17 protein-coding genes and 1 pseudogene are annotated in these 23,796 nt (G+C 57.2%); 9 read left to right on the forward strand and 9 right to left on the reverse strand.

Going from position 1 to position 23,796, the window contains the following annotated elements; genetic code table 11:
• Positions 1–22: 22 nt before the first annotated feature.
• The 4 genes from FRT59_RS17890 to FRT59_RS17905 all read left to right on the forward strand — a co-directional run bounded on the left by FRT59_RS17890 (position 23) and on the right by FRT59_RS17905 (position 6,080).
• Positions 23–1,294, forward strand: coding sequence for a hypothetical protein (locus FRT59_RS17890; RefSeq protein WP_153871884.1), 1,272 nt, complete (start codon positions 23–25; stop codon positions 1,292–1,294).
• Complete coding sequence (locus FRT59_RS17895; RefSeq protein WP_153871885.1) at positions 1,212–2,015, forward strand: hypothetical protein; 804 nt, start codon at positions 1,212–1,214, stop codon at positions 2,013–2,015. Before FRT59_RS17890 ends, FRT59_RS17895 begins: the two co-directional genes overlap by 83 nt.
• 18 nt (positions 2,016–2,033) lie before the next feature.
• Entirely contained in the window at positions 2,034–4,025 is a 1,992-nt protein-coding gene (locus FRT59_RS27015) for an RCC1 domain-containing protein (RefSeq protein ID WP_167524289.1), read from the forward strand.
• 150 nt (positions 4,026–4,175) lie between these two features.
• Positions 4,176–6,080: an RCC1 domain-containing protein gene (locus tag FRT59_RS17905; protein ID WP_153871886.1), complete on the forward strand. Its 1,905-nt coding sequence runs from the start codon at positions 4,176–4,178 to the stop codon at positions 6,078–6,080.
• 153 nt (positions 6,081–6,233) lie between these two features.
• Here the strand turns inward: FRT59_RS17905 and FRT59_RS17910 are convergent, their stop codons facing one another.
• The 8 genes and pseudogenes from FRT59_RS17910 to FRT59_RS17940 form a co-directional block, all read right to left on the reverse strand.
• Positions 6,234–9,248, reverse strand: coding sequence for a hypothetical protein (locus tag FRT59_RS17910; RefSeq protein WP_153871887.1), 3,015 nt, complete (start codon positions 9,246–9,248; stop codon positions 6,234–6,236).
• A 123-nt stretch (positions 9,249–9,371) separates the two neighbouring features.
• The gene (locus FRT59_RS17915; RefSeq protein ID WP_198809785.1) at positions 9,372–9,812 is read right to left on the reverse strand and encodes a YqaA family protein; all 441 of its coding nucleotides are present in this window, start codon (positions 9,810–9,812) and stop codon (positions 9,372–9,374) included.
• Positions 9,813–9,815: 3 nt separating this feature from the next.
• A complete protein-coding gene (locus FRT59_RS17920; RefSeq protein WP_153871889.1) occupies positions 9,816–10,262 on the reverse strand; it encodes a DUF411 domain-containing protein in 447 nt (148 codons plus the stop codon).
• An 82-nt stretch (positions 10,263–10,344) separates the two neighbouring features.
• Positions 10,345–10,803: an SRPBCC family protein gene (locus tag FRT59_RS17925; RefSeq protein ID WP_153839628.1), complete on the reverse strand. Its 459-nt coding sequence runs from the start codon at positions 10,801–10,803 to the stop codon at positions 10,345–10,347.
• 89 nt (positions 10,804–10,892) lie between these two features.
• Positions 10,893–11,738 (reverse strand): methyl-accepting chemotaxis protein, encoded by an 846-nt coding sequence (locus FRT59_RS27560; protein WP_411829420.1) that lies wholly within the window; start codon positions 11,736–11,738, stop codon positions 10,893–10,895.
• Positions 11,739–11,753: 15 nt separating this feature from the next.
• A pseudogene (locus FRT59_RS27565) lies at positions 11,754–12,887 on the reverse strand (HAMP domain-containing protein); the annotation flags it as partial.
• Positions 12,888–13,039: 152 nt separating this feature from the next.
• Positions 13,040–13,213 (reverse strand): hypothetical protein, encoded by a 174-nt coding sequence (locus FRT59_RS17935; protein WP_153871891.1) that lies wholly within the window; start codon positions 13,211–13,213, stop codon positions 13,040–13,042.
• Positions 13,214–13,416: 203 nt separating this feature from the next.
• Entirely contained in the window at positions 13,417–14,328 is a 912-nt protein-coding gene (locus FRT59_RS17940; RefSeq protein ID WP_034119789.1) for an AraC family transcriptional regulator, read from the reverse strand.
• Positions 14,329–14,430: 102 nt separating this feature from the next.
• On the opposite strand from FRT59_RS17940, the gene FRT59_RS17945 reads away from it, so the two are divergent.
• Genes FRT59_RS17945 through FRT59_RS17965 form a run of 5 tightly spaced genes read left to right on the forward strand, consistent with a single transcriptional unit; the run spans position 14,431 to position 18,840 of the window.
• A complete protein-coding gene (locus FRT59_RS17945) occupies positions 14,431–14,991 on the forward strand; it encodes a carboxymuconolactone decarboxylase family protein (protein WP_153839630.1) in 561 nt (186 codons plus the stop codon).
• Between the two features lie 40 nt (positions 14,992–15,031).
• Entirely contained in the window at positions 15,032–16,093 is a 1,062-nt protein-coding gene (locus FRT59_RS17950; RefSeq protein WP_034119787.1) for an acyl-CoA dehydrogenase family protein, read from the forward strand.
• Entirely contained in the window at positions 16,090–16,893 is an 804-nt protein-coding gene (locus FRT59_RS17955; protein ID WP_153871892.1) for an ABC transporter ATP-binding protein, read from the forward strand. Before FRT59_RS17950 ends, FRT59_RS17955 begins: the two co-directional genes overlap by 4 nt.
• Positions 16,880–18,079, forward strand: coding sequence for an ABC transporter substrate-binding protein (locus FRT59_RS17960; RefSeq protein WP_034119785.1), 1,200 nt, complete (start codon positions 16,880–16,882; stop codon positions 18,077–18,079). The genes FRT59_RS17955 and FRT59_RS17960 overlap by 14 nt, the downstream gene beginning before the upstream one ends.
• Complete coding sequence (locus tag FRT59_RS17965) at positions 18,076–18,840, forward strand: ABC transporter permease (RefSeq protein ID WP_153871893.1); 765 nt, start codon at positions 18,076–18,078, stop codon at positions 18,838–18,840. The genes FRT59_RS17960 and FRT59_RS17965 overlap by 4 nt, the downstream gene beginning before the upstream one ends.
• Here FRT59_RS17965 and FRT59_RS17970 read toward each other — a convergent pair.
• The gene (locus FRT59_RS17970; protein ID WP_233094232.1) at positions 18,837–23,669 is read right to left on the reverse strand and encodes a membrane-targeted effector domain-containing toxin; all 4,833 of its coding nucleotides are present in this window, start codon (positions 23,667–23,669) and stop codon (positions 18,837–18,839) included. The genes FRT59_RS17965 and FRT59_RS17970 overlap by 4 nt on opposite strands.
• Between the last annotated feature and the right edge of the window lie 127 nt (positions 23,670–23,796).

The raw sequence follows: 23,796 nt of genomic DNA on the forward strand, positions 1-23,796 counted from the left end.
TTTTTATTGCGAGGATGCCATCGTGAAGGAACAAGAACAAACTCCCCTGCTCGAACCTATAGCGACCAGTGTCACTATCATGGGTGAACCGATGCCAGGCGCTACTGTTCGCGGTAGCTACTTATATTCGGGAACAGGTGACGAGGCGCAAGAGGGGCGGTCGCTGGGCCGCTGGTATATAAATGAAGTGCCCCATGCTTATACGGAAGACTTGGATTTAGTTATTTACCAATCCATGGTTGGGCAGAAAATAAGGTTTGCGATTACACCGGTGTCGGCTTCGGGGGTCAGCGGCATTGAAGTGTATTCAGAGAGTCAGACAGTCTTTCGCGGGTATCAGAATATCAGTGACGAAGAAAATGAAAGTAGTTTTATTAAGCAGTTTGGGGCATTTTCTTTATATCGAGAAGAGCCGCCGGATCGGATACTCACTTCTACGTCTGGCGCATTTGCGATTAAAAGCGGTGCCACTCAAAGTGTGGTGGTAAAGGGGCGTACTAACCAAGGAGGTACCCCGCCTCCTGAAATTGCTCAATATTTGAGGAATAATCCCGCCACGCGCATGTTTGCAAGCGGTTGGGACTTTGGTGCGCTGGTCCCGGTGCTCGGAAGTTCAAACCGATTGTTGGTATGGGGTAATCATATTCCTAACCCTATTCCGCCGACATTAGACTTGAGTAATATTCTGTCTGTGTACGCTAACGAGTCAGCCATCGCGTGGATTCATAAAGATCCGCCACCCGGTAAAAATACGATTGGTGCCATTGGCCCTGTCCTTAATGGTGGTGTGGTGCCAGAGGAGGTTCAGAGAAGCCTTCTATTCGATAAGCCTAAAGCGATTTATGCGACCGGTGCGGCCTTTACTGTTCTGACTGAAGGGGGGCGCGTTCATTCGTGGGGCCACGCGGGTTCAGGAGGCTTGATTCCTGCCGCTACGAAGATTGTCCTGGACCAGTTGAACATCACCAGTATTGTCTGCTCCGCAGGCGCGTTTTGCGCCATCGGCTCGGAGCGATTTGGTGACCCTTCGATCAAGACGCTGTGTCCCTGGGGGGGCGTAGCCAGTGGTGGAGCACTCAACCCAGGTGATCTTGAAAAGATCATGGATCAGGACGGTGTAAAACATGTAGTCGCTAATCGCGATGCCTTTGTTGTGATTACTAAAAGGCGATCACAAGCGTTGAGTTGGGGCGGTGGGAATGGGGGGGCTGATGAACGACGCTGCTCGGGCACTCTCTGCGCGCGGCAATATCGTCATGTGCGCGGGAGCGGCTTATGCGTTCACTATGGTTAACACCGGAGGAGAGTCAGCATCCTGGGGCGCTCTTGGTTATGGCGGTAAGACGTCAACATCCGAGAAAGGAACTGCCGCGACGGAAGATGATGTAGATGCAGGTGTAGTCTTTGAAGCCAGCGGTGCCAAGGAGCAAATTCGCGCCGCGTTCAAGCAACTGCGCGTGGCAGAACACTATGAGCGGGACGCGGAAAGTCCCGGCGGCGACTGCAGCATTCAAAGTACAGGGAAACTGCGGAGCAGTCTGACCCATTTAGTGACTTCAGTAGGCAATATCGAACTTGTTGCCAATGATATGAGCTTCTTCATGGTCGTCAGGGAGGGCGGTTATACCGCCGACTTGATCAACTGGGGGCATGCAAGTTTCGGCGGACTCATACCTTCTGCTACCCGGCAAGTGCTGATGGCCAGCCAAATCACTGGGGTTTATTGCACCAATGGTGCCTACGCTACGATAAGTGTACAAGGCGGTGTCAAAGGCGCCGTAAACGCTTTTGGTGGCACCCTTGCACAGCATGATGCAGGGCATATTCCGGAGGCTATTCAACCGGCTCTGAGCGCAAATGTCAGCGAGATTTATTCTATAAAACGCATGCCCCCCGTTACGCCTATTGCTAATTCCCAGGCAGCTTTTTCGGCGAGGCTTCAGAACGGCAATTATGCTGTTTGGGGTTCGGCAAACATTTCGGTAAGTGAAGTGTTTGACCCTGCAAAATCTTAATAAGTATTGGAGAAAGCTATGAAAAAGCCTAAACCCATACCTATACATATGATACCTGAAGCAAAGAATGTCGAAATTGTTGGTGACGTGTATGTAGGCGCCACAGTGCGAGGCTCATATACATATGAAAGTAACGGCGCTGGTAATGAGGGGCTGTCGGAATTTTTTTGGCACATTAATGGTAAGCCACTACTCGAGGAAGGGCAGCTGGATTTAAAACTCCACGCGGCGGATGGGGGCAAGTATCTACAGTTTTCGGTTATCCCTGTCGCTTCTGACGGCACAAAAGGCATCGAGCATTTTTCTGCGACGTACGAAATAAGGTCCGGCTTTCAAAATATATCGGATGAAGAAAATGAGTGGTGCTTTTTAAAGCAACGCGGCAACTTCTCTTTTCATGTGCCCGAGCCGTCGGACAGACTGTTTGTTTCCACGGGAGGCGTATTTGCGCTGTTACACCCACCTACCGGAGATATGCATCTTGAAGGGCAAAGAGGTTGGGGGTTACCGGTTCCTGCCGAAATTATCAATTTTCTGAAAAACAACAAGGCGGTCAAACTGTTTTCTTCGGAAGTCAGTTTCGCGGCACTGGTTCCAGTAGGAAGCAGCAACCAATTGCTGTGTTGGGGAGATACCGTTCCGCTAACGCTTCCTCCGCTACGAGGTATCAAATCGGTCTACAGCACAAGAAGTGCATTTGCGGTCATTTATGAAAACCCCGTTGGCAACAGCAACCGGATCGCGGCCATTGGCCCGGTGGGCCGAGCGGTTTCCACGGTGCCTGACGAAATTCAAGCAGAACTGCTGTGGGACGCGCCCAAAGCCATCTACGCAGCCGACGATGCCTTTGCGGTCCTTACGCAAAACGGCAAGGTCCATGCCTGGGGGAACTTTGCCAACGGTGGCGGCCTTCACGCGGCGGCCATTGACCGTCTCAAGTCGATGTTTATTGTTCGAATCGTTGCTTGTGCGACAGGCTTTTGCGCAATCGCTGACGATGGCGATTTCGTTACCTGGGGAAACGCGATGATCTCAAATGTACCTATTGATAGGTACGAGGCCATTCTGAACGATGGGGGGGTTGGGTCGGTTATTGCCGCTGAGAACGCATTTTGCGCCATTACCAAGAATCGACGCAGGGCGGTGAGCTGGGGAACTGCCGCAGAGGGCGGTACCATGTCCGCGTCGGCATTGGCACTGGCGTCTCGCGGGAATATCGTCCTCTGCCGGGCTAACCGCTGGGCGTTTTTAATGGCCAACGCGTCGGGCGAAGCGGAGGCATGGGGAGCCGCTTTATACGGTGGAGCGCCACTGACGGCTGCGGTGAAAAGTGAAATCAAAGCGGCATTCACGATCAAAAAGTCAGCCAAAGATAGTTGCGCGTTTCCAGGCTACCCTGAGCGCCCCACACACAAGGGAGAAGTGCCGAGGCGGCACGGGAATGTTACTTCCCGCGCAATCATCCTTGAGGGCAACCTCAGTTTGTATGCCACCGATGTCAGCTTCTTTTTGCTGAGTCGGCACGACGACGGTCGAACCCATGCGATTGTTCTGCATGGCTACGCGACCCACGGTGCTGTCATGAGCGGGGCACTACGGCAGACCCTTATGGCCAGTTTGATTCGAGACGTCTATTGCACCAATGGAGCCTATGGCGTGATCGTCACGCAGGGCGGTACGGAGGGGGCCGTTCATGTGTGGGGGGCCACTCTGGCGATGGAGGATGCGGGAGAAATCCCACCGGAACTGGCCGAGCATGTGCGCAGTGGTGTCGTTGAGTTGTACTCGATCAAACGATTTCCCTACGTCAGACGGCCAGATCCTCCACCGCCCCCACCGCGCCCACCGCCACCGCCACCGCCACGGCCGCCACAGCCGGTATGGCCACCGCCCACACCTCCGCATATCGATCCCTCGTTCGCGGCGCGTCGTACCGATGGCACCTATGTGCTGTGGGGGGGCAATGTCAGAAACCAGTATTTTGATCCGGGTGCTGAGGATAAAAAATAGCATTGCGAAGTAGAAAATGACCCGCGCTTGCGCGGGTCATTTGTAGACGGTCCCCATCTTCGAGAATGTTATCAACAAACGGGCCCGCACTGGTCGCTGTTGACGGTCTGTTTCATTCAATGACGCAATGCGAAATGTTTGGAGAACGGTATGAAAAAACCCAAGACTCATTCCGTAAAGCCGGAAGCAACTCACGTACAAGTTGTAGGTGATGTGTTAGTCGGCGCTACGGTGCATGGTTTTTATATCTACAACAGCAATGGCGGGAGTTCTGAAGGGTTGTCCAGATTTTATTGGTATTTGAATGGGCAACGCCTCACCGATGAAGGGCAGTTAGATATAAAGCTACGGGCTGCGGATGGAAATAAATTTCTGCAGTTTTCGGTTATTCCAGTGTCGTCTGATGGCCAGGTGGGGGATGAGGCATTCTCTCCGCTTTATGAAATACGCTCCGGTTTTCAAAATATATCCGATGAAGAAAATGAATGGTGTTATTTAAAGCAGCGCGGTAATTTTTCGTTTCACGTTCCAGAGCCTTCGGATAGGTTGTTTGTTTCCACGGGCGGGGTGTTTGCATTGCTTGATCCCACCAGTGGTGATATTCACTTAAAAGGGCAAAATGGATGGGGGCTCCCGGTGCCGCCAGAGATAATCAGTTTTCTCAAAAATAATAAGGCCGTCAGGCTGTTTTCATCGGAACGTAGTTTTGCGGCGCTCGTTCCGCTAGGGGGTACGAACCAACTGTTGTGCTGGGGTGGGGATATTCCTGCCACGTTACCGCCTTTACAGGGGGTTCGCTCTGTTTATAGTACGAGGAGTGCTTTCGCAATAATTTATAGCAGCCCGGCTCCTGGGGCGAATCGAATCGCTGCTATCGGGCCAGTGAATAACCCTGTTTCTACAATTCCCAACGCGATTCAACAATCTTTATTGTTTGATCCGCCTGAGGCCATTTACGCTGCTGATGATGCGTTTGCCGTTCGCACACAAAACGGTCGAGTTTACGCTTGGGGGGACCCTAATAAAGGCGGCACGATACCTGCTGATGTCAGGAATCAACTCGCCTCTATGTTTGTTACCAGGATTGTTGCGACAGCCATTTCTTTTTGTGCCCTTACCGCTGATGGTGAGTTTGCTGTATGGGGGCATGCCACGGGTGGGGGGACTATTCCGGTTGAGCAATTGCAACGCATTATTGATGACGGCGGGATCGAGTCGGTTATCGCCGCTACAACGGCATTTTGCGCGATCACCCGAGGGCGCCATCGAGCGGTGAGTTGGGGGAGGGTAGGCGAAGGCGGAAATATGTCGGCAGGTGCTGCCGCGTTAGCAGCGCGCGGTAATATCATTCTTTGCACGGCTAACCGCTGGGCGTTTCTCATAGCGAACGAGTCGGGACAGGCTGAGGCTTGGGGGGCTATTGGATTTGGTGGTGATCCGATACCCCCCCAAGTGAAAGAGCAGTTTAAGGCTGCCTTTAATGGTTCTTGTGCAACACCAGGAGATCCACAACGGCCATCGGAAAAAAAGGAGCCGCAGCGACAACGTAAAAATGTATCGTCCAGAGCGATCATTGTTGATGGGCATCTGAGTTTATATGCCAATGACCACAGTTTTTTCTTATTAAGTCTCCGTGACGACGGCACGACGAATGCCATTGTTTTGCATGGGTTACATACTTCTGGTGGGGAGATGAGTGCCGCACTGCGCCAGACGCTGATGGCCAGCCTAATACGGGATGTTTACTGTACCAATGGTGCCTACGGTGTTATTACCACGCAAGGCGGGACAGAAGGAGCCGTGTCTGTTTGGGGCGCCACACTAAGGATGGAAGATGCGGGAGAAATTCCTGCTGAACTGGCTGAGTATGTGCGCAGCGATGTCGTTGAGCTGTACTCGATAAAACGCTTCCCTTATGTCGGGAATCCTCCACCGCCAAGGCCCGTACATAACGACCCCTCATTTGCCGCCCGGCGCACCGATGGCACCTACGTGTTATGGGGCGGCAATGTGGACAATCAATACTTTGACCCCCACGCTGAAAGCAAAAAATAGTCACCCTGGATGAGCCTTAAAACCCGCGCTTGCGCGGGTTATTCATGTGCGAACCGCTGCCAAAGTCTTGTCCGGCTGCGATGTACACCTATAAAAAAGAGGCAGTCTGCCCAACTGCCTCTCGCCTTCAACGCCCACGTTCATTCACGTCACCTAAGAGGTTTCCTGAACCACAATTTGATCCACCATAAACGTGGCTGCGGTCCCCACCGAGAGTGAAAGACGTACTGCGAGATTTTGCAGGGGAGGAGTCGCGGGTGTCGTGAACACCTGGTTCACCTGTGCCCAGTTTCGATTCGGCTCCACCACTCGGGTGGTGCCCGCCACTCCGAACTCAATACGCGCGGTTGTTTGAGCGGTCGTGCCAGAAACCTTGCAATAGAAGCTGACCTCATAGCGCGTGTTCGCCTTGAGTTCGACAAAGTTTTTCAGCAGACCCGGTTGCAGAGTTTCACCTGCGGTTTTGGTGGCACGCCAGCAAATGTTTTCAGCCCCTTCTATGGCAAGCTCACCTCTTGCCGCTATGAGGTTTTCCCAACCATTGCGGAAGTAGTTGAAGAAGTCCGTAAAATCTCTGAACTGGGTCGCTCGAATGATATAGATCTTAGTGGTGAGGGGGAGGGCCATGGTAGGGTCGATGCTACCGCTTAAACCAATCCAGATTTGAATAGTGAGTATCGAGTTGTCCATGAGCAAACGTAGTTGTTCTACCGGAGCAGGGCGGTTCAGGCCGATCAGCGCGCCCTCTTCGCCTAAACGTTCACCCGCATAGGTGCTCTGGTGAAAATCGGAGCCGTTACTGTAGGTACCCCTAAAGTCCTCCCAGATGATGCAATCTGGATGAATGAAATGCCAAACGGGCGTCAGTGTACGAGCCCCGTCAGTCAACCGAGATAACTGAAGCTCATTCACATCGCCGATGCCTTCGATATAAGTTTTGGGCAACTCGGTAAGCGTCAGTAGATCCAAGGGTACGATCTCGGATTCATACGGGACTCTGTCGCGTTGGAAACGGTATTGCACATTGATCCTGTGAGCATGCTCACGAATACCCTTGGCGATGATGAGTCGCGGTATAAGCGCCTCAACCTCTTGCGACGTGGCGTTCCCCTTGACTGGTACGGTGGTGCTACCAATGCCGTCATCCGTCAGCCAGTCCAGAAAAATATCCTCACCATCGCGCATTGGAAACTTTATGCGCACTCGGGCCCCATCCAGCGCAGCCAGTGGGTTGAGTTGGTCAGGGAAAATCGAGGCGCCGGTGATGATAGGGCGCTCCAAAGTGATCCCCGGCCCCACAGTTAGCTTGCGTACTTCTGAACGGAGCACTTCCTCGGGTGGGCCTTGTCGCAGCAGGCTATAGGTAATAGTCAGCGAGCCGCCGTTATTGCGGTCAATGATGTCGCGTGTCACCGGTAATCGCAGCTCTTTGCCCGCTGTGCCTGGGTTAATGTTAATCGTGCCACTGAGCGGGTCGCCAGGTTTGGAGCCAAGTAGGGTGTAATGCAGGGTGTCTTTGTCCTGTGTACCCGTATAAGGAAATATCACCCGCACGTCTGGCCCTACCACATGCTCGGGGTTGATGTTGTTGCCAATGGTGCCCTCCAGCTGGGCCGCTGGCATCGTGGGACTGCGCTCACCCACCTGAATACCCAGTTCCACGGATTTTCGAACCGTGAGCACATCAAGGGTGCGACGATTTTTTGCCTTGCCGTCGTCTACCAGGTAATAAGCGACGACATTGCTGCGCCCCCTGAACCGTTGCAGTTCCGAGCTGGGAATCAACCGTGTACCACCCGGTGCGCCAGCCAACTCACCCTGCTCATAATAAGCGCCACCGCCGCCAGCAACGATTTCCTCGATGACTAACGTTTCCCATAGATCAAACGCATACGGAACGTATTCGGGGATGTGGGCTACACAGTCATGATCAGGGTCAATCAAGCCCAACTCAATCGGTTCGATTCTGAGCGCCGGCATTCTTGCAGGGGTGCCCACCACCTCAATCATGACACTGGCTGACTGCCCAAGCGCATTACCTGCGCTGTCATGCCATAAGTAAGAAGCGTTGAACGAGCCCCCTACGATCTCATTGATGATTTCAGCGGGAACCGACGTAAGAGTCTCACCGGTGTTTTGGTCTTCCACATCCCCCAAGGTGAAGGATTTCATCGAGCCATCCGCCAGCGTTGCTTTCAAGGTGACGGTGACACGGTGAGGCGGGACAGGAGCCGGATCGGGTAGCACATCAGGGGACGCTTTCACACTGAACTGCGATGCGTAATCTTTATCGAAATCGACTTGTAGCGTCGGTGTGCCATTGACGAGGAATTCGGGCGCTCCGCGTAAGCCGGGGTCCAGTTCACTAATCAGGTGGTACGGCTTGGAAAACTGGAACTTCTCTCCGCCGGAGATATTTTCTACAAAATCGATCACTCGGTACCGGATAGTTACCGGCCCCTTGAGACTACCCTGCAGGATGACAGACGCAGGAATATGTACTCTGACTTCCTCTGCGTCGACGTCGGGCTGGGTTACCCGCTGTTGAACTTTAATACCGTCCCATCGCAGATCAATAAGGTCGTTCTTGCGCATATCTTGATAAAAGTGGATGACAGCGTCCGCGCCGTCCTTTGTGTTATCTAGATTGATGACACTACCTTCCGGAAAACCTTCAATGTGCAGAGTCAGGCCATCATGCCATCCGGGCTGCCCAGGTTCAGGGTCTTTGCTGACCCCGCCGGGGCGGGTCGTCTTTATGTAAATAAATTGGCCTGGCGATTCACTAGGCGTGCCGGGACCTACACGAACGACACGCCCCCAGATAAAAACCTCGCCTCTTGGGACTTGGTGTTCTGGTACATGCAAAGGGTAGCGGTTTTCTGTTAGTGACATAACCGTGTCAGCTGCGAGCGGATACTCATCCCGGTCGGTGTACAGGTAGTACTCATCGAAGAGATTCAAGGAAGTCCAACGCTCGAATAACATCGTTAGATTAGGCACAACTTGTCGAATGCCTAGCCCGTAGTCATAGGGCTCGTCAGGAAAAAGACTCAGGTCAACGTTGGAGAACTTTGAAAAAGGTTCGTCTAAGTCAGTGTCAATCGTTTGCCCATTTAGAGGCGGCGGTGATTTTTTTTCAGGAGGTATTACGGGATCAGCGGGCATGGCAAACACTCCTTGCTATGAGAAACCCACAGGGTATTCGTGGGCGTATAGGCAAGAGTGATGAAGCGCTGGCCAGCAAAGCGTGTCTAGCTGTCAGAATTGACAGTAGCGACAAATGGTCGTCTATCCAGGCGAAAGATGCATCAGTGTGAGTACTGCCAGCGCGATATAACGCGCGCTCTTGGCCACGCTGACTAACAGCAGAAACCGCCACAACGGCTCACGCATCACCCCGGCCACCAAGGTCAGCGGATCACCGATGATCGGCACCCAACTGAGCAACAACGTCCAATGCCCCCAGCGCGCGTAATGCCCGCGGGCTTTGTCCAGCTGCTTGGCACTCACCGGAAACCAGCGCCGTTCCTTGAAGCGCTCCACCGAGCGCCCCAGCAGCCAATTGACCACCGAACCCAGCACGTTACCCAACGTGGCGATGCCCAGCAGCAGCCACAGGTTGTAATGCCCACTGAGCAGCAGGCCGATCAGCACGGCTTCCGATTGCAGGGGTAACAGCGTCGCGGCGCCAAACGCCGCGACGAACAGCCCCAGGTAACCCATCAGCACCGGTCAGTGGGCCGGGTAGTCGGCCACCACCACATCTTTGCCTGCACGGGTCAGGCCGATGACTTGATACGCCTCGCTGCGCCCGTCCACTTCCATGCCTGGCGAGCCGAGGGGCATGCCCGGTGCGGCGATGCCGAGCAGATCGTCGCGCGTGCGCAAGGCCAGCACCTGTTCGGCGGGCACATGGCCTTCGACGAATTTGCCGTCGATCACGGCGGTGTGGCAGGACGCAAGGCGCGGTGCGACGCCCAGGCGTTGCTTGACCGCGCTCATGTCTGCTTCCACATGGTCGTTGACCTTGAAGCCGTTGCTTTGCAGGTGGCTGATCCACTTTTTGCAGCAGCCGCAGTTGGCGTCGCGGTGCACGTCGATGGGGATCAGGTCGGCGGCCTGGGCCAGGGTGCTGGTGAAGAGGGCGCAGAGCAGGGCCAGTCGCAATGGGTTTTTCATCGTGGGTCTCACTGAAAACGCGGCAATAAACCGCGCATTCTCCCTGCTTTTTGCAATGGGGCACCGTGGTAATGTTTCTAAATTATACGAAGGCGGGGTTTTCCAAGCGTTGCTTGAGCTGGTCCAGCGCAATCGCCGACAGCTCGACCATGCGCTCGTGCAAAGTCGCCAGTTGCAGTTCGGTCTCATAGGTCAGTACGCGCTTGAACAGCGTGCCGTTACGATGAGCTTGCAGGAAGTAATGGATAGCGCCGTCAACCGCCAACGAGGTGAACACAGTCCTGAATTCGTTGGGGCAGCGGGCGATTTGCACGCGGTAGCTCATGGGGACGCGAATACCCAGCAGGTTAACGACTTCAGTAAAACGTGCGCCGACGGGCAGTGAGCCGCTGGTGCCGGTATCGGCACTGAGGGAGGTGGGGTGCCACTCGTGCCAGCGGTCGGGCTGGGTGACATAGTTGTATACGGTATCGATGGGGGCTTGAATGAAGCGTTCCTGACTGATGTGCTCCAAGCGGATCGAATGCTCAGTCGCGTGCATGACACACCTCCTGTGTGCGGGTTATTACACTAGGAGCTGTCAGAATAGTCCGACTCCCGTGCTTTGCACGGGAGCATTCAGACCATTGATCAACGCACTTTAAAGCGCCCCATCAAGCTGATCACCCGGCCATTGGCCTCCAGCAGGCTCTGGGTATTGATTTGCGTGGCATGCCCGCTTTGCACCAGCTCATCCACCATGTGGCGGATCTGCACCATGCTGCGGTTGATCTCTTCGGTCACTGCGCTTTGCTGCTCGGCGGCCGTGGCGATCTGGGTGCTGAGGTTGTTGATATGGCTGACTGAGCCTGCCATCTCATCCAGGCCGGTGTTGACCCGCGCCGTGGCATCCGCTGCCGATTGGCAACTGGCCTGGGTATTTTCCATGGCGGTGACCGAGGAACTGACGCCAGTGGTCAAGCGCGCCAGCATTTCGTTGATTTGCGAGGTGCTGGCCTGGGTGCGGGCTGCCAGTGCGCGCACCTCGTCGGCTACCACGGCAAAACCGCGGCCTTGCTCGCCCGCTCGCGCTGCTTCAATGGCGGCGTTGAGTGCCAGCAGGTTGGTCTGGCCGGCAATGGCGCCAATCACGCCGAGGGTTTCGGTGATGCGTGCGGCGTCCTGGCGCATGTTTTCCACGGTGTGGGTGGCGCTGGCAACCTCGCCGATCAAGGCGCTGACGCTGGTGGAGGCTTCACCGACGACCACGCGTGAGCGGTCGGCATGCTCATTGGCACGCTGGGTGAACGAGGCCGTCTCGGCGGCGTTTTGCGCCACGGTGTCAGCGGTGGAGCTCATTTCGGTGATGGCGGTGACGGTCTGGTCGGTTTCCGAGGCATGGCGCACCAGGATCTGGTTGGTGTGCGCCGAGGCCTGCTGCAACTGCTCAAGCCCGGACGACATGGCGCCGGTGGCCTGGGTCACTTCGCCGATCATGTTTTGCAGGTAGACGATAAAGCGGTTCACCGAGTGGCCGATAGCTCCCAACTCGTCTTCAGCACGGATGGTAATGCGTCGCGTCAGGTCAGCATCGCCGGCAGACAGCGCGTCGATATTGGTTTTCAGTGACTTCATGCGCTGCACCAGCTGGCGGATGGCGTACGCCGCTAACAGCACCAGCAGCAACACCATGGGGATTTGCACCAGCGCCAGGCTGCCGAGCACCTCATTACGTTGGGCGGTGATCAGCGCAGTGGGCAGGGCGGTGGCGAGGAACCACGGCGTGCCTTCGATGGCCCGCATGTAGAAGGTGCTGTCCACGCCTTGATTGTCGAATTCACTGCGCTGCAAGCCTTGGTCGCGATGGGGCAGGGCTTTGCTGACCTGAGTGGCGAAGGCCGAGGTACCGGCCAGTTCGCTGATGTTCTTCAACACCACCGGGCCGCTGAAGCGTGTGCTGTTGCTGATGATCTTGCCGTCAGCCTCGACGATCAGCATCTGGCCGCCGATGTCTTTTTCCTTGTTGGCCACCAGGTCATTGAAGAAGCCCAGGGTCACGTCGATAGTGGCGACGCCATAGGCGGCTCCGTCACGCTGAATCGCCATGGCGCAGTTGGTGCGCGGCTCCTGGCTGGCATCGTCCTTGTAGGCAGCTGCCCAGGCGCATTGGCCACGAGGCGCGGCGAGGCCGCCCTTGTACCAGCTCTGGTCGTAGTAATTGGGGGCGGGGTCGCTGTTCCAGAAGGTATTCACCGCCAACTTGCCCGAGGCATCGCGGTGCCAGAAGGTGCTGTGCTTGGCGCGCCCCGGCGTACGCTGGTTGGGCAACGGCCATATACCGCCGCCGAACACTTTAAGCTCGCCGTACTGGTCCACCAGGCCGGGCAGGACCTTATCGATGGCATCACTGTCGAGCAAGGGGATGGTTTGGGTGATTGTGCGTTGCTGGGCTTGAACCTTGTTCAGTTCGCCCTGGATCTGTTCAGCCACTTCGGCCACCCGGTTGAGCACCACCTGCTCTTCGGTGTGCTGCAGTTTGGGGGCGACCAACTGGCCGATGCCTGCGACGGTCAATACGAATAGCACCAGGACGAATAACACCAGAAACAGGGTGTAGCGGGCTTGGATAGAGCGCAGTGGGGGCATGGGAGGTCGTCCTTACGAAGCGTTATAGTCGACGCGGCTTTTTTAGAGCTTCGTCGGGCTATCGGCTGGGTCAGACGGAGCTTGAGGTACGATGGTGCAAAGTTGAATGGCGTGAAGGTGACCTTGCCGGCATTGGCGGTGGCAAGGTCAGCTTATCGGGCGCGGTCGGCCCGGCAACCTACGCCCAGCAGTCGATGCGTCCTGATGTTCGGGACGCCCGGCGTCATGTCGGAGGGTGGGTCGTAGGGCGACGGCTTGGGTTTTTCCGGTTCGGTGGAGGCTGTGTAGTTGGGGCTTACTGCTGGTTGAGTGAGGGGGGATAGCATCAGGTGTCCTTCAGGTTGATCGCAGAAAGTCTGACGGTGTGTCATGACTACTCTTGCGTGGAGGATCGGCTGAAAGGGTTCCAGGAAGGGCGGGGAAGGATTTGCGTCAAGGCGTTTGGGCCGGGCCTGCATCAATGACCTGCCAGGGTTGCCGGCGGTCATTTTCTTGCAACTGGCGGTAGGCAGCACGACTCACGCGTTTCTTAGCTTCGCAACTGGTCCTTGCGGTAAGCACCAGGCTGCTGGCCGGTAGTTTTGCGAAATGCCCGGGTAAACGCCGCCACTGATTGATAACCCACCGCCAAGGCCACATCCGCCACGGTTTGGTCTTGTTTGAACAGCCGACACGCGTGGCGCATGCGCATCATCAGCAGCACGTGCCCTGGCGATTGCCCGCACAGTTCACTGAAGCGCTTGAAAAACGCCGAGCGTGACAAGCCGGTGCAGGCTGCCATGCTTTGCAGGCTCCAGGGCTCGGCCGGACGTGCGATCAATTGTTCCAGCAGGTGCGCGAACGTGGGGGCTCGGCCAAGCGCCGCGAGGCCGCCAAGCTCAGTGTTGTCGATGACTTGCTGGCGCAATACATACAGAAACAATAAATGGCAAAGACGTTCGAGCAAGGCAGCGGAGGGCGCCGGTGTGCGCTCGCACTCTTGCAGGATCAATTCGAACAGGTTGCGTGCGGCGGTCAGCGACGGATCTCCAGCACGCAGGATGATCCAGGCGGGCAGGCCGTCGACGATCATCGCTGACAGGCCGGACTGAAAGTGAAAGAAGCCGCAGACTAATCCCACGCCGTCCGTGGCGCTGCTGTCGAGGGGCACCATCGGGCGGCGCGGGCATTCCTGCGCGTCTGCCGCCGCGGCTTCCCCGGACAATCGATAGGCAAAGTCGCGCAGCAGAAACACCGCGTCACCATTATTCAAATGCTGGGCTACCGGGTCGCCGTCGATATGCAGCCAGCATTCGCCTTGGACGATCAGATGGAAGCTCGCCTGGGCCAGCCCGTGCGTGCTGGCATGCCAGTCACCGCAATAGCGGCCGACGTGAAACAGACTGGTGTTGAGTTCGAGGCTATCTAATAACCAATCGACAAGCACATCGGACGAATTCATCTAATTGAAAGACTCAAGAGCAAGTAATCGCTACTTTAGCCTATTGAGCCGATTTTTTAGAACCAACAGACTGTGGGCTCTAACCCAACAGGAGACCACTCCATGTCCCGTGTACCGTTGCTCACGCCTGAAACCGCCCCGGAAGCGGCGAAACCCTTCCTGGAAAATGCGCTGAAAGGCTCGGGGTTTATCCCTAATTTGCTGGCCGTACTGGCCAACGCACCGGCTGCTCTGGAAACCTATATCACTGTGTCCGGCTTGAATGCCAAGGCAGAACTGAGCCTGGCCGACCGCGAAGTGGTGCAATTGATCGCCGCTACCACCCACGGTTGTGACTTCTGCGTCGCCGGCCATACCGCCGTTGCGCGCAACAAAGCCAAGCTGCCCGAGGAAGTGATCGAGGCCCTGCGTCGGCGTGGTGAGCTGCCTGACGCGCGCTATGAGACACTCGCCGCTTTTACCCGTGAAGTGATCGCCACCCGTGGCGATGTCAGCGATGCAGGCTTTGAGGCGTTCCGCGCCGCTGGCTACACCGACGGCCACGCGCTGGAAGTCATCTTGGGCGTGAGCCTGGCCACCCTGTGCAACTTCGCTAACGTGTTTGCGCGTACCCCGCTGAACCCGGAGCTGGCGCAATACCGTTGGGAACAACCGGTAAGCTGAATCGGCGTTGGCCCACCTGCTGTAAAAAGGAGAGACATGAATGCTTGACCCAATCTTGAGCCGTTGGCTCGATGTTCAAGCGCAGGCCCTGGACGTGGGCAGTTGCGATCCACAGGAAGTGCTGCCAAGGCTGGCAGAAGCCAATATTCTGAAAATCGGTGTACCCACGCAACTGGGCGGCCTGGGCGGTGATGTGGCGGGTGCGGTCGAGGCCATCGCCAATGTTGCCAGCCATTCCCTGGCGGCGGCGTTTGTGTGCTGGGGCCAGCGCTCGTTTATCGAGTACCTGTTGCAGAGCCCGAACCAGCGGCTGCGCGAACAACTGATGCCGGATCTGCTCAGTGGCAAGTTGGCCGGGGCAACCGGGCTGTCCAATGCAATGAAGTTTATATCGGGCATCGAGTCGTTGCAGATCAGCGCCGAACCCAACGACCACGGTTGGACGCTCAACGGCCGCCTGCATTGGGTGACTAACCTGCGCAAGAACGGTTTTGTCGCCGCGGCGGCCATTGAGCATGCGGGCGGTGGCACGCCGTTTATCCTGGCGATCCCGGACTCGGTGGCAGGTTTGCAGCGCTCACGCGACCTGGAACTGCTCGGGCTGCAATCAAGCAACACTGCGGCGCTTGGCCTGGAAGGTGTGGAGTTGAGCCGCGACTGGTTGCTGCACGAAGATGCGCGCAAGTTCTTGCCAGCCGTGCGCCCGGCGTTTCTGGGCTTGCAATGTGGCATGTCGATTGGCTTGGCCCGGCGCTCCCTGGCCGAGGTGGCCAACCATTTGGGCGCCAGTCGTACGGTGTTGCGCGACGAGCTGGAAGCCTTGCGGGCGACGTTGGATCATCTGGTCAGCGAGCTTAAGAATGGGTTGTTGGCCGGGCGCTTTACCGCCGACCCGGTGCCCTTGTTCAAGCTGCGCATCGCCCTGGCGGAAACCGCTGCCAGCGCTGTGCAGCTTGAACTGCAAGCCAGCGGTGGCAAGGCTTACCTGACCGCCCACGGTAGCGGGTTTGCCCGGCGCTGGCGTGAATCGGCATTTGTGCCGATTGTGACGCCCAGCCTGGTGCAATTGCGTACCGAGTTGCATCGCCAGGCCAATCTATGAGCCAGGCGGTATTGACGGCCCAGGGAATTTGCCTGGGGTATGCCAGCGGCCTGGTGCTGCAAGGGTTCGACTTGCAGTTGCAGCCGGGCGAAGTGGTGTCGATCCTCGGCCCCAGCGGCGTGGGTAAATCCAGCCTGTTGCGTGTGCTTGCCGGCTTGCAGGTGCCCCAGGCGGGCGGCGTGCGGGTGTTGGGCGAGCCCTTGAGCGGCCCGCACCCACGGGTGGCCGTGGCCTTTCAGGACCCGAGTCTGTTGCCTTGGTTGAACCTGGAAAAAAACGTTGCCTTTGGCTTGGACTTCGCCCACCAACCGCACTTGAGTGTTGAAGAGCGGCGCCGGCGTGTCGACCACGCCATTGCTGCCGTGGGCCTGGACCATGCGCGCCAGCAGTTTCCGGCGCAATTGTCCGGCGGCATGGCCCAGCGCACAGCGCTGGCCCGCTGCCTGGCGCGCCAGCCTCAAGTGCTGCTGCTCGACGAGCCGTTCGGCGCCTTGGACGAAGTCACTCGCGCCGACATGCAGCACCTGCTGCTCAAGGTCAATCGTGAGCAGGGCTCGGCGGCGGTATTGATCACCCACGATATCGACGAAGCGCTGCTGCTGTCCGACCGCATCCTGCTACTGGGTAACCGCCCGGCGCGGACCCTGGGCGAATGGCATATCGACTTGCCGCAACCGCGGGAAGAGCAGGTCGAGGCCATCGGCGCGCTGCGTATCGATATTCTGAAAACCTTACGGCAGGCGAGCCGCCCCCACCCCAACCCCTTTGAACAACAGGAGCTCAACCATGTGTCTGGATGACCTGACCCACTCGCGCCGTGACTTTCTCAAACTCTCGGCGGTGCTCAGCGCTGCCGGTGCCTTGCCGCTGCTCAGCAGCCTGCAGGCTCGTGCAGCCAATGAACCGGACGCGCCGGTACGCATCGGTTACCTGCCCATCACCGACGCTACGCCGTTGCTGGTGGCTCACAACAATGGCCTGTTCGAAGCCGAAGGCATCAAGGCTGAACGCCCTGTGTTATTGCGCAGTTGGGCCCAGGTGATCGAGGCGTTTATCTCCGGCCAGGTCAATGTGATTCACCTGCTGTCGCCGATGACTGTATGGGCGCGTTACGCCAGCAAAGTGCCGGCCAAGGTCGTGGCCTGGAACCACGTCGGCGGTTCGGGCTTGACCGTATCCCCAGGTATAACCGACGTGAAGCAATTGGGCGGCAAGTCGGTGGCGATTCCGTTCTGGTACTCGATCCATAACGTGGTGGTGCAGCAACTGTTCCGTGACAACGGCCTCACTCCGGTGACGCGGGCGATCGGTAGCTCGATTGCCGCCAATGAAGTCAACCTGATCGTGTTGCCACCTTCCGACATGCCGCCAGCCTTGGCCAGCAAGCGCATCGACGGCTACATCGTCGCCGAGCCGTTCAACGCCCTGGCGGAGAACCTCAAGGTCGGCCGCGTGCAGCGCTTTACCGGCGATGTGTGGCGCAACCACGCGTGCTGCGTGGTGTTCATGCACGAACATGACCTGACCAACCGCCCGGAGTGGTCACAGAAGGTGGTGAACGCCATCGTCAAGGCCCAGGTGTGGACCCGCGACAACCGCGAAGAGGCAGTGAAGTTGCTGTCCAAGGACGGCCCGAACCGTTACACGCCACATGCAGAACCCGTACTGAGCAAAGTACTGGCCCCGGCTGCCAGCGACCGCGCAGCCTACTTGGCCGACGGCGCGATCCAGCATGCCAATTGGGACGAGCACCGCATCGACTTCCAGCCTTATCCATTCCCCAGCTACACCGAGGAACTGGTGCGGCGCTTGAAGGACACCTTGATCGAAGGCGACAAGAAGTTCCTCGCCGATCTTGATCCGGCCTTCGTCGCCAAGGACCTGGTGGATGATCGCTTCGTGCGTCACGCGATCGAAGCGGTGGGCGGCATGAAGACCTTCGGCTTGCCGGACGGTTATGAGCGGCACGAGGAGATTGGCGTTTGAACAACGGCAAAACCGCCGTATGGCCGGGCTGGTTGCTCGGTATCAGTGGCTTGGCAGGGTTGTTGGTGTTGTGGTGGCTGGGAGTGAAAGTGTTTGGCGAGGCCGACGGTTTGTCGGCGCGTTTTTCCCTGGCGTCGACCTTCAGCAGCTTGTGGGAATTACTTGGGCGCAGTGAGCTGTACCTGCACATCGCTGTCAGCCTGAAGCGCATTTTTGTCGGGCTGTTTCTCGCCTTGTTAGTGGGTGTGCCACTGGGGCTGCTGGTGGGCAGTTCGCGCAACCTGGAGGCCGCGACTACGCCGGCCTTCCAGTTTCTGCGGATGATCTCGCCCCTGTCCTGGATGCCTATCGTGGTGATGCTGATGGGGGTTGGGGACCAGCCTATCTACTTCCTGCTGGCCTTCGCTGCGGTGTGGCCGATCATGCTCAACACCGCTGCCGGCGTGCGTCAGCTTGACCCGCGCTGGTTGCAGTTGAGCAAGAGCCTGAGTGCCACGCGCTGGGAGACCTTGCGCCGGGTGATCATTCCAGGTGTGGTCGGGCATGTGCTGACCGGCGTACGCCTGGCCATTGGCATCTTGTGGATCGTGCTGGTGCCGTGCGAAATGCTCGGGGTCAGTGCGGGGCTGGGCTATTACATCCTCGATACCCGGGACCGCCTGGCGTATTCGGAATTGATGGCGATGGTGCTGTTGATCGGGCTACTGGGGTTTGCGCTGGATGCGCTGGCACGATGGCTGTACCAGCGCTGGGTGCATTAGGGCTTCATGTAGATATGCAGGTTGCCGGGAAGGTCCCCTCGCTTTAACGGTTTAGCAGCGTCGGGGATATGCCTCGTATCGATGAGCCCCATGGAGTGGGGCACATTCGCGTTATCAAAGACGCCAATGCCCAGGGTGCCGGTTAGTTCCGCCAAGCCTGTCACGCCCTCAGACGTATTCATGTGCGCATTGCCGACCAGGGCGACCCACTTTTCGGTACCGGAGTTGGCCTGGATCGTTTCGGCTGCATAGTAATTGAACTCTTTGAGGCGTATCTCGGAGTTGACTCCCGAGACGGTGCGGCTGCGTAAAAGGTCATCCTTATGTCGGGTCAGGTAGTAGTGATCGAGGGGCAAGACATCGATGCCGTTTTTTTTGAACTCATTTACAAGGTCTTGGTAGGTCGGGTTGGTCCGGGCCTTTTTCAGGTTGCCCAAATTACTGATGCCGTCATCTACCGCACCCACCCCTGGGAGATCAATCACACCCTCGAAATAGACCTTCTTGACACCTTGCGCGACGAACGTTTGCATACTGGCCATCAGCAGTTTGAAGCTGGCCATCTGTGAGTGATGCTCTCCAAACACCACGCCTTGCGATACTTGCAAGGTTTCGGTAATCAACTGTTGCGGACTGATTGGCTTAGGCACTGACGGGATAGTCGGTTGTACTGGTAAGGCTCCAGGTGTCTTTGTAGCGGTGTAATAATCTTCCATCTGCTGAGTGAAACGTGCCTTTGTCTGATCCATTCCACTGCCCGGAATAAAATGCCCCGGTATTAGTTTTCCTGCTGTTTGTTCTACATAGTCTCCGGCAGGCAGTGCTTCTTTAGTCGCGCCTACGTGGGGGAAAGGGGGGCGTGATGGGTAGGGACGAGCACGGTGAGAGGTAGGCGTGTGAGACTTGGTGGCAGCTGGCATCAGCGTATCAGTGGGGGTGAAATCAGCCGGTGCACCGTAAGGCTGCAAGCTGTCTGCATTGAATTTATACCAATGGTCGTTTTGTTTTACGGCATTCCCGATGATGGACGAGTCCCCCACTTTGATTGACCCCGTGGCTGCCGCGTCATAGTGCTTGTTGGCGACGAGGAGAGCGTCGCGGTTTGCCGTGCCCTTGAGTGTTCGCATCCCGTTACGGAGCGCGCCGCCTCCCTCGTAGGCCACTTTTCCTGCGCCGAGTAACAGGTCACCCACACCGTCAAACGGGTTGAGTTCCTTGAGCAGCGGGGGAACCATGATCTTTGTCACCTTGAGCGCCTTGCTCAGTGCAGAACCGGCTTGGTTCAACACTTTTCCGGCCTTGGCAGCAGCGCCGATTCCGGCGGTGATAAAGCCGAAGATATCAAATGCGACATCGGTGACACCCTCGCTGTAGTTACCCTCTGTGAAGTTGACGATGGCTGAACGGAAGGGAATAAGGTCGAGGAAAAAATTCCTCAAGGTCCTTGTCTGTTCGGCTCTGTGCTCGGAAGACGTCGTTCCGGCCGCCGCTTTCTTGATCGCCGGGTTATCAAGATCCAATGCCTTGACGACCGAGTCGGCGAGGTGAAGAGCGCGGCGGTTGGTGAACAGGTAAGGCTCAGACGAGGTGGAGGGCTGGGAGTTATCAAGGGGGTTTCTTTTAAAACCGTCCTTGTCTACCCATTTGATGTTGGAAAGCCCCGGAATAAAGTTTGCGAACGTCCATACGCCATCGACTGCTTTACTCTTGCTGACGTCGGGGAAAAACTCTTCTATCTGAGTGACTTCGTTATGAAATACCTCAGGCTTGGTCGAGACAGCGGTGTTTCCCAGCTTTTTGATCAGGCCTTTTTCTGTATCGAACTCATATTTACTGAGAGCGCCGTCGTTTTCGGCGGTCACCAATATCTTGGGGCTGGTATGAAATAGCGTGTTCCCCAACGTTCCAATCTTGTAGCTTTTCTCCTGGTAATAATTGAGCTTTCCATGGCTGAGGTTTTTCTGATCGTCAGGTGGGAGGTTGGTCAGCGCATTGACGATAGACAGTTTCTTGACTGTCTTATGGTGGGTGGTTGCGGTTGCAAAGGTGTCATCAAAGGCTTTTTGAATATTGGACTCCGGACGTTTGGTGAACGCGACGAACGCATCAAAGTCAACACCATGGGTCTCGTTCTTGATTGCCCATTGATCATCCATGACCACGCCTTCCATGAGAATTTCCCGCATTGAATACGGCTTACCGGGTTTGGGGGGCAGGCCTTGGGGTTTTTTGGCGAATATCTTGTCGTCCAACGCCACGTTTTCCCCGAACTCTTTCTGCAGTAACTCCTCGGCCAACTGTTCACGGTCTGGCATGGGTGTATCGAGTAACGCGCTGGCCTCCTTGAGTTTTTCTTGCTGGTGGTTGAACGCCGCCAGCGCCTCATCGATGTCGTCTTGTGTGTAAAGCCCATCGTCTTTTGCCGCGAGGATGTTTTTGGTCACGGCCCAATCGAGCACTACCGCGGTTTGCGCAGGCGTTGAGGCGGCGGGCAGATCGGCGGCGGTGATCATCACTTCGGCAAAGGTCATGCTGGCCACCCGGCCCGGCGATTGGGCTTCGATCGCAGCGGCCGCGATACAAAGATTCGCCCAGGCCACACTGCCGTAGACCACACTGTCGGGGATGTCTTTGACCAGCAAGTGCGGCGCTGCTCGCATGAGTAACAGGTGCGCGCCCGCCTTGGCCAATGCAGGTGACGCCCGCTGGGTGTCGATCAAGCGCTGGGTAAGGCCCTCGAATACCGCAGAGAGGGGTTTGCCCCAGTGTTTTTTGTCCGCCAGGTCGTAGCCGGCCACCCAGTTTCGACGAGGCGCCGTGAGGGCCTCCGGATCCAGCGCCAGATTGATGGCCGCCAGTGTGTAGTCATTGACGCTGGTTGGTGTGGAAATGCCATTGAAGTGGGTTTGCATCGCCAACCCCAACGCCTGCCCGTCAGTCGAGCTGACCAAGGCTTCCAGCACCTTGACCGGATCTTCAAGTAGCGTGGCCGAAAGCGACTGGCGACGGTTCAAATAGTCCAGCACACCCAGTGCCGGGCTCTCTTGCGGTGCGTCTGGGTGTTGGGTCGCATGCTCAATCGCCGCGTCACGCAGGGTCTGCTGCTCGCTCAGGCTCAAGGGGATCGGCCAGGACAAGCCACCGCCGAAATTACCGAATGGGTGTTGTTGTGCTCGCGCCGCTGCCGTTTGGGCCAGCGCCAGCAGCTCGCTCCGCGTGTTGGGCAGAGGCAAGCCATTTTCACGGACGAAGGCTTCCAGGCTGACGGACTTTCCAGGGGCCAGGACGTATGTCTGGTAGTGGATCGAGCCTGGGGCTACATTCATCGGAACGTTTTTCAAGACCGCCGACACGTCCCGCGTGGTGGCATTTTCCGCCAGGCTTTGGCCCGCCTGATTAAGCTGTTGCGCCAGGTACTGCCAGTTTTTGCGGTCTTCCAACTGTTGGTCGAGTAGCTGGCGGCCGTCCAGGGCGCTCAATCGATCCAGCAACCGCTCAGTGCGGGCCCACAAAGCGTTGGCACCGTCGAAATGCGCCCACAGGTCAGACGCCTGCTCCAGGGCCCCCTGCACCTGCGGCTGCCGCCAGGGGTCAACATCCATTGCGCTGCTTTGGGGCTCGTACAGCACTTGCAGTTCGGTGTTTACCTGTTGGCGTTGGTGTTCGAGCAATTGCGGTACGCCTGCCGCAATGACGTCGCCGGGTAGCGGGGTGAGGTTTTGGCTAAGCTCATTTTTCCAGCCAGGCTTGAGGCTCTGCTGGGTGGCCAGCGGCAGGCTTTGCAGCAACTGCTGCGCGGCGTCGGGGTAGTCGCTGATGCGCTGACGCAACGTTTGCAGCGCTTTGGCCGGGCTGTCGAACACCTCGTAGCCATCGCGGGGGGTATACAGCACCGTAAGGCCTCGCTGGTCGCCGGGCGTTAAGGTCCTGTCCGTGGACGGGCTATCGAAAGGACGCGTGGTCGACGAACCATCGCTGCTGGTAAGCAGAAAAGCCCCTGCCAAAAGGCTGCCGTCGGGCCTTGGCGTATCGAGCTTGAGCGGGTAGACCCCAGGCCGCTCTCCATCCTTCATCGCGCTCTCACGCGCTGCCAGGTTGGGGTGTTGAAACGCCTGGTCGATCAACGTCTTGGCGGCGGGTGTCAACGTACCGTCTTGCACTTGCAAAGCGGCCAGGGTGGATAACATCTCCCGATGAATAGCCAGCAACTCGGTTTGTGGTGACTCAGGGTTGGCTTCGCCGAGACGTGGTTCTGTCCAGAACCGGGCAAGGCTCAATGGCAGTGCTTTTTCAAGGGCCTGGGCCATCGAAATCAACGTGCCGCGGGCGTTCAACTGCTGGTCGCTGTCGGCGGGCGCGGTGCCTATGTAGAAGCCCGATTCGGTACCCTCGGCAGAGGCTTCAGCAGCGGAGGAGGTCTTGAGCTTGAGCAGTGTGTCGAAGAGGGCCTGTGTGATGGTTTGCACCGAGAGCAGCCTGCGCTGGCCATGTTCATCAGTGTCATAGCGATGAACATAGAGTGTCGCTGGGTCTACGGGAGGCGCAGTGCCAAACGCTTGGGCGAGTTGCTGTTCAATGACGTCGTTGAGCGTTGGCTGTCGGCTTATCAACCCCTGGATTTGCTGATTGAGCGCCTGGAACTGATTGAGCAATAGACGTTGGTCGGTGATTTGCAAGCCGCGGATCAGGTCTGACCGATCCGCGCTGATCGGCGCAATCCCCTCTACTTCGGGCAATGTTGATGTTTGCAGCAGGGGCGTGACGCGGGCGGGGGGAGATTGGTCGGTGACGTCCCGGCGTGGGCGGTGGCTAGCGATACCTGTAAGCACGTGAGTGATCTCGGATATATTGGCCCGACTTCCTAGCTAGTGAGTGACAGTTCGCGTGGCGACTCTTCCTTAATGGGCTTCGTTTAGGTGAGATCAGTCCGTCGGACGGTTCCGGATGGGGGAGCGC

Origin of the sequence: Pseudomonas haemolytica (genome assembly GCF_009659625.1) — a bacterium.
Classification (GTDB): Bacteria; Pseudomonadota; Gammaproteobacteria; order Pseudomonadales; family Pseudomonadaceae; genus Aquipseudomonas; species Aquipseudomonas haemolytica.

Excerpts from the sequence above, each read along its gene's own strand:
- FRT59_RS17945 (WP_153839630.1), top strand. The coding sequence starts at position 14,431 with ATGTCCCGTGTACCGTTGCTCACGCCTGAAACCGCCCCGGAAGCGGCG.
- FRT59_RS17920 (WP_153871889.1), bottom strand. The coding sequence starts at position 10,262 with ATGAAAAACCCATTGCGACTGGCCCTGCTCTGCGCCCTCTTCACCAGC.
- FRT59_RS17955 (WP_153871892.1), top strand. The coding sequence starts at position 16,090 with ATGAGCCAGGCGGTATTGACGGCCCAGGGAATTTGCCTGGGGTATGCC.
- FRT59_RS17935 (WP_153871891.1), bottom strand. The coding sequence starts at position 13,213 with ATGCTATCCCCCCTCACTCAACCAGCAGTAAGCCCCAACTACACAGCC.
- FRT59_RS17895 (WP_153871885.1), top strand. The coding sequence starts at position 1,212 with ATGAACGACGCTGCTCGGGCACTCTCTGCGCGCGGCAATATCGTCATG.
- FRT59_RS17960 (WP_034119785.1), top strand. The coding sequence starts at position 16,880 with ATGTGTCTGGATGACCTGACCCACTCGCGCCGTGACTTTCTCAAACTC.
- FRT59_RS27560 (WP_411829420.1), bottom strand. The coding sequence starts at position 11,738 with ATGATCGGCGAAGTGACCCAGGCCACCGGCGCCATGTCGTCCGGGCTT.
- FRT59_RS27015 (WP_167524289.1), top strand. The coding sequence starts at position 2,034 with ATGAAAAAGCCTAAACCCATACCTATACATATGATACCTGAAGCAAAG.
- FRT59_RS17950 (WP_034119787.1), top strand. The coding sequence starts at position 15,032 with ATGCTTGACCCAATCTTGAGCCGTTGGCTCGATGTTCAAGCGCAGGCC.
- FRT59_RS17925 (WP_153839628.1), bottom strand. The coding sequence starts at position 10,803 with ATGCACGCGACTGAGCATTCGATCCGCTTGGAGCACATCAGTCAGGAA.
- FRT59_RS17940 (WP_034119789.1), bottom strand. The coding sequence starts at position 14,328 with ATGAATTCGTCCGATGTGCTTGTCGATTGGTTATTAGATAGCCTCGAA.
- FRT59_RS17910 (WP_153871887.1), bottom strand. The coding sequence starts at position 9,248 with ATGCCCGCTGATCCCGTAATACCTCCTGAAAAAAAATCACCGCCGCCT.
- FRT59_RS17905 (WP_153871886.1), top strand. The coding sequence starts at position 4,176 with ATGAAAAAACCCAAGACTCATTCCGTAAAGCCGGAAGCAACTCACGTA.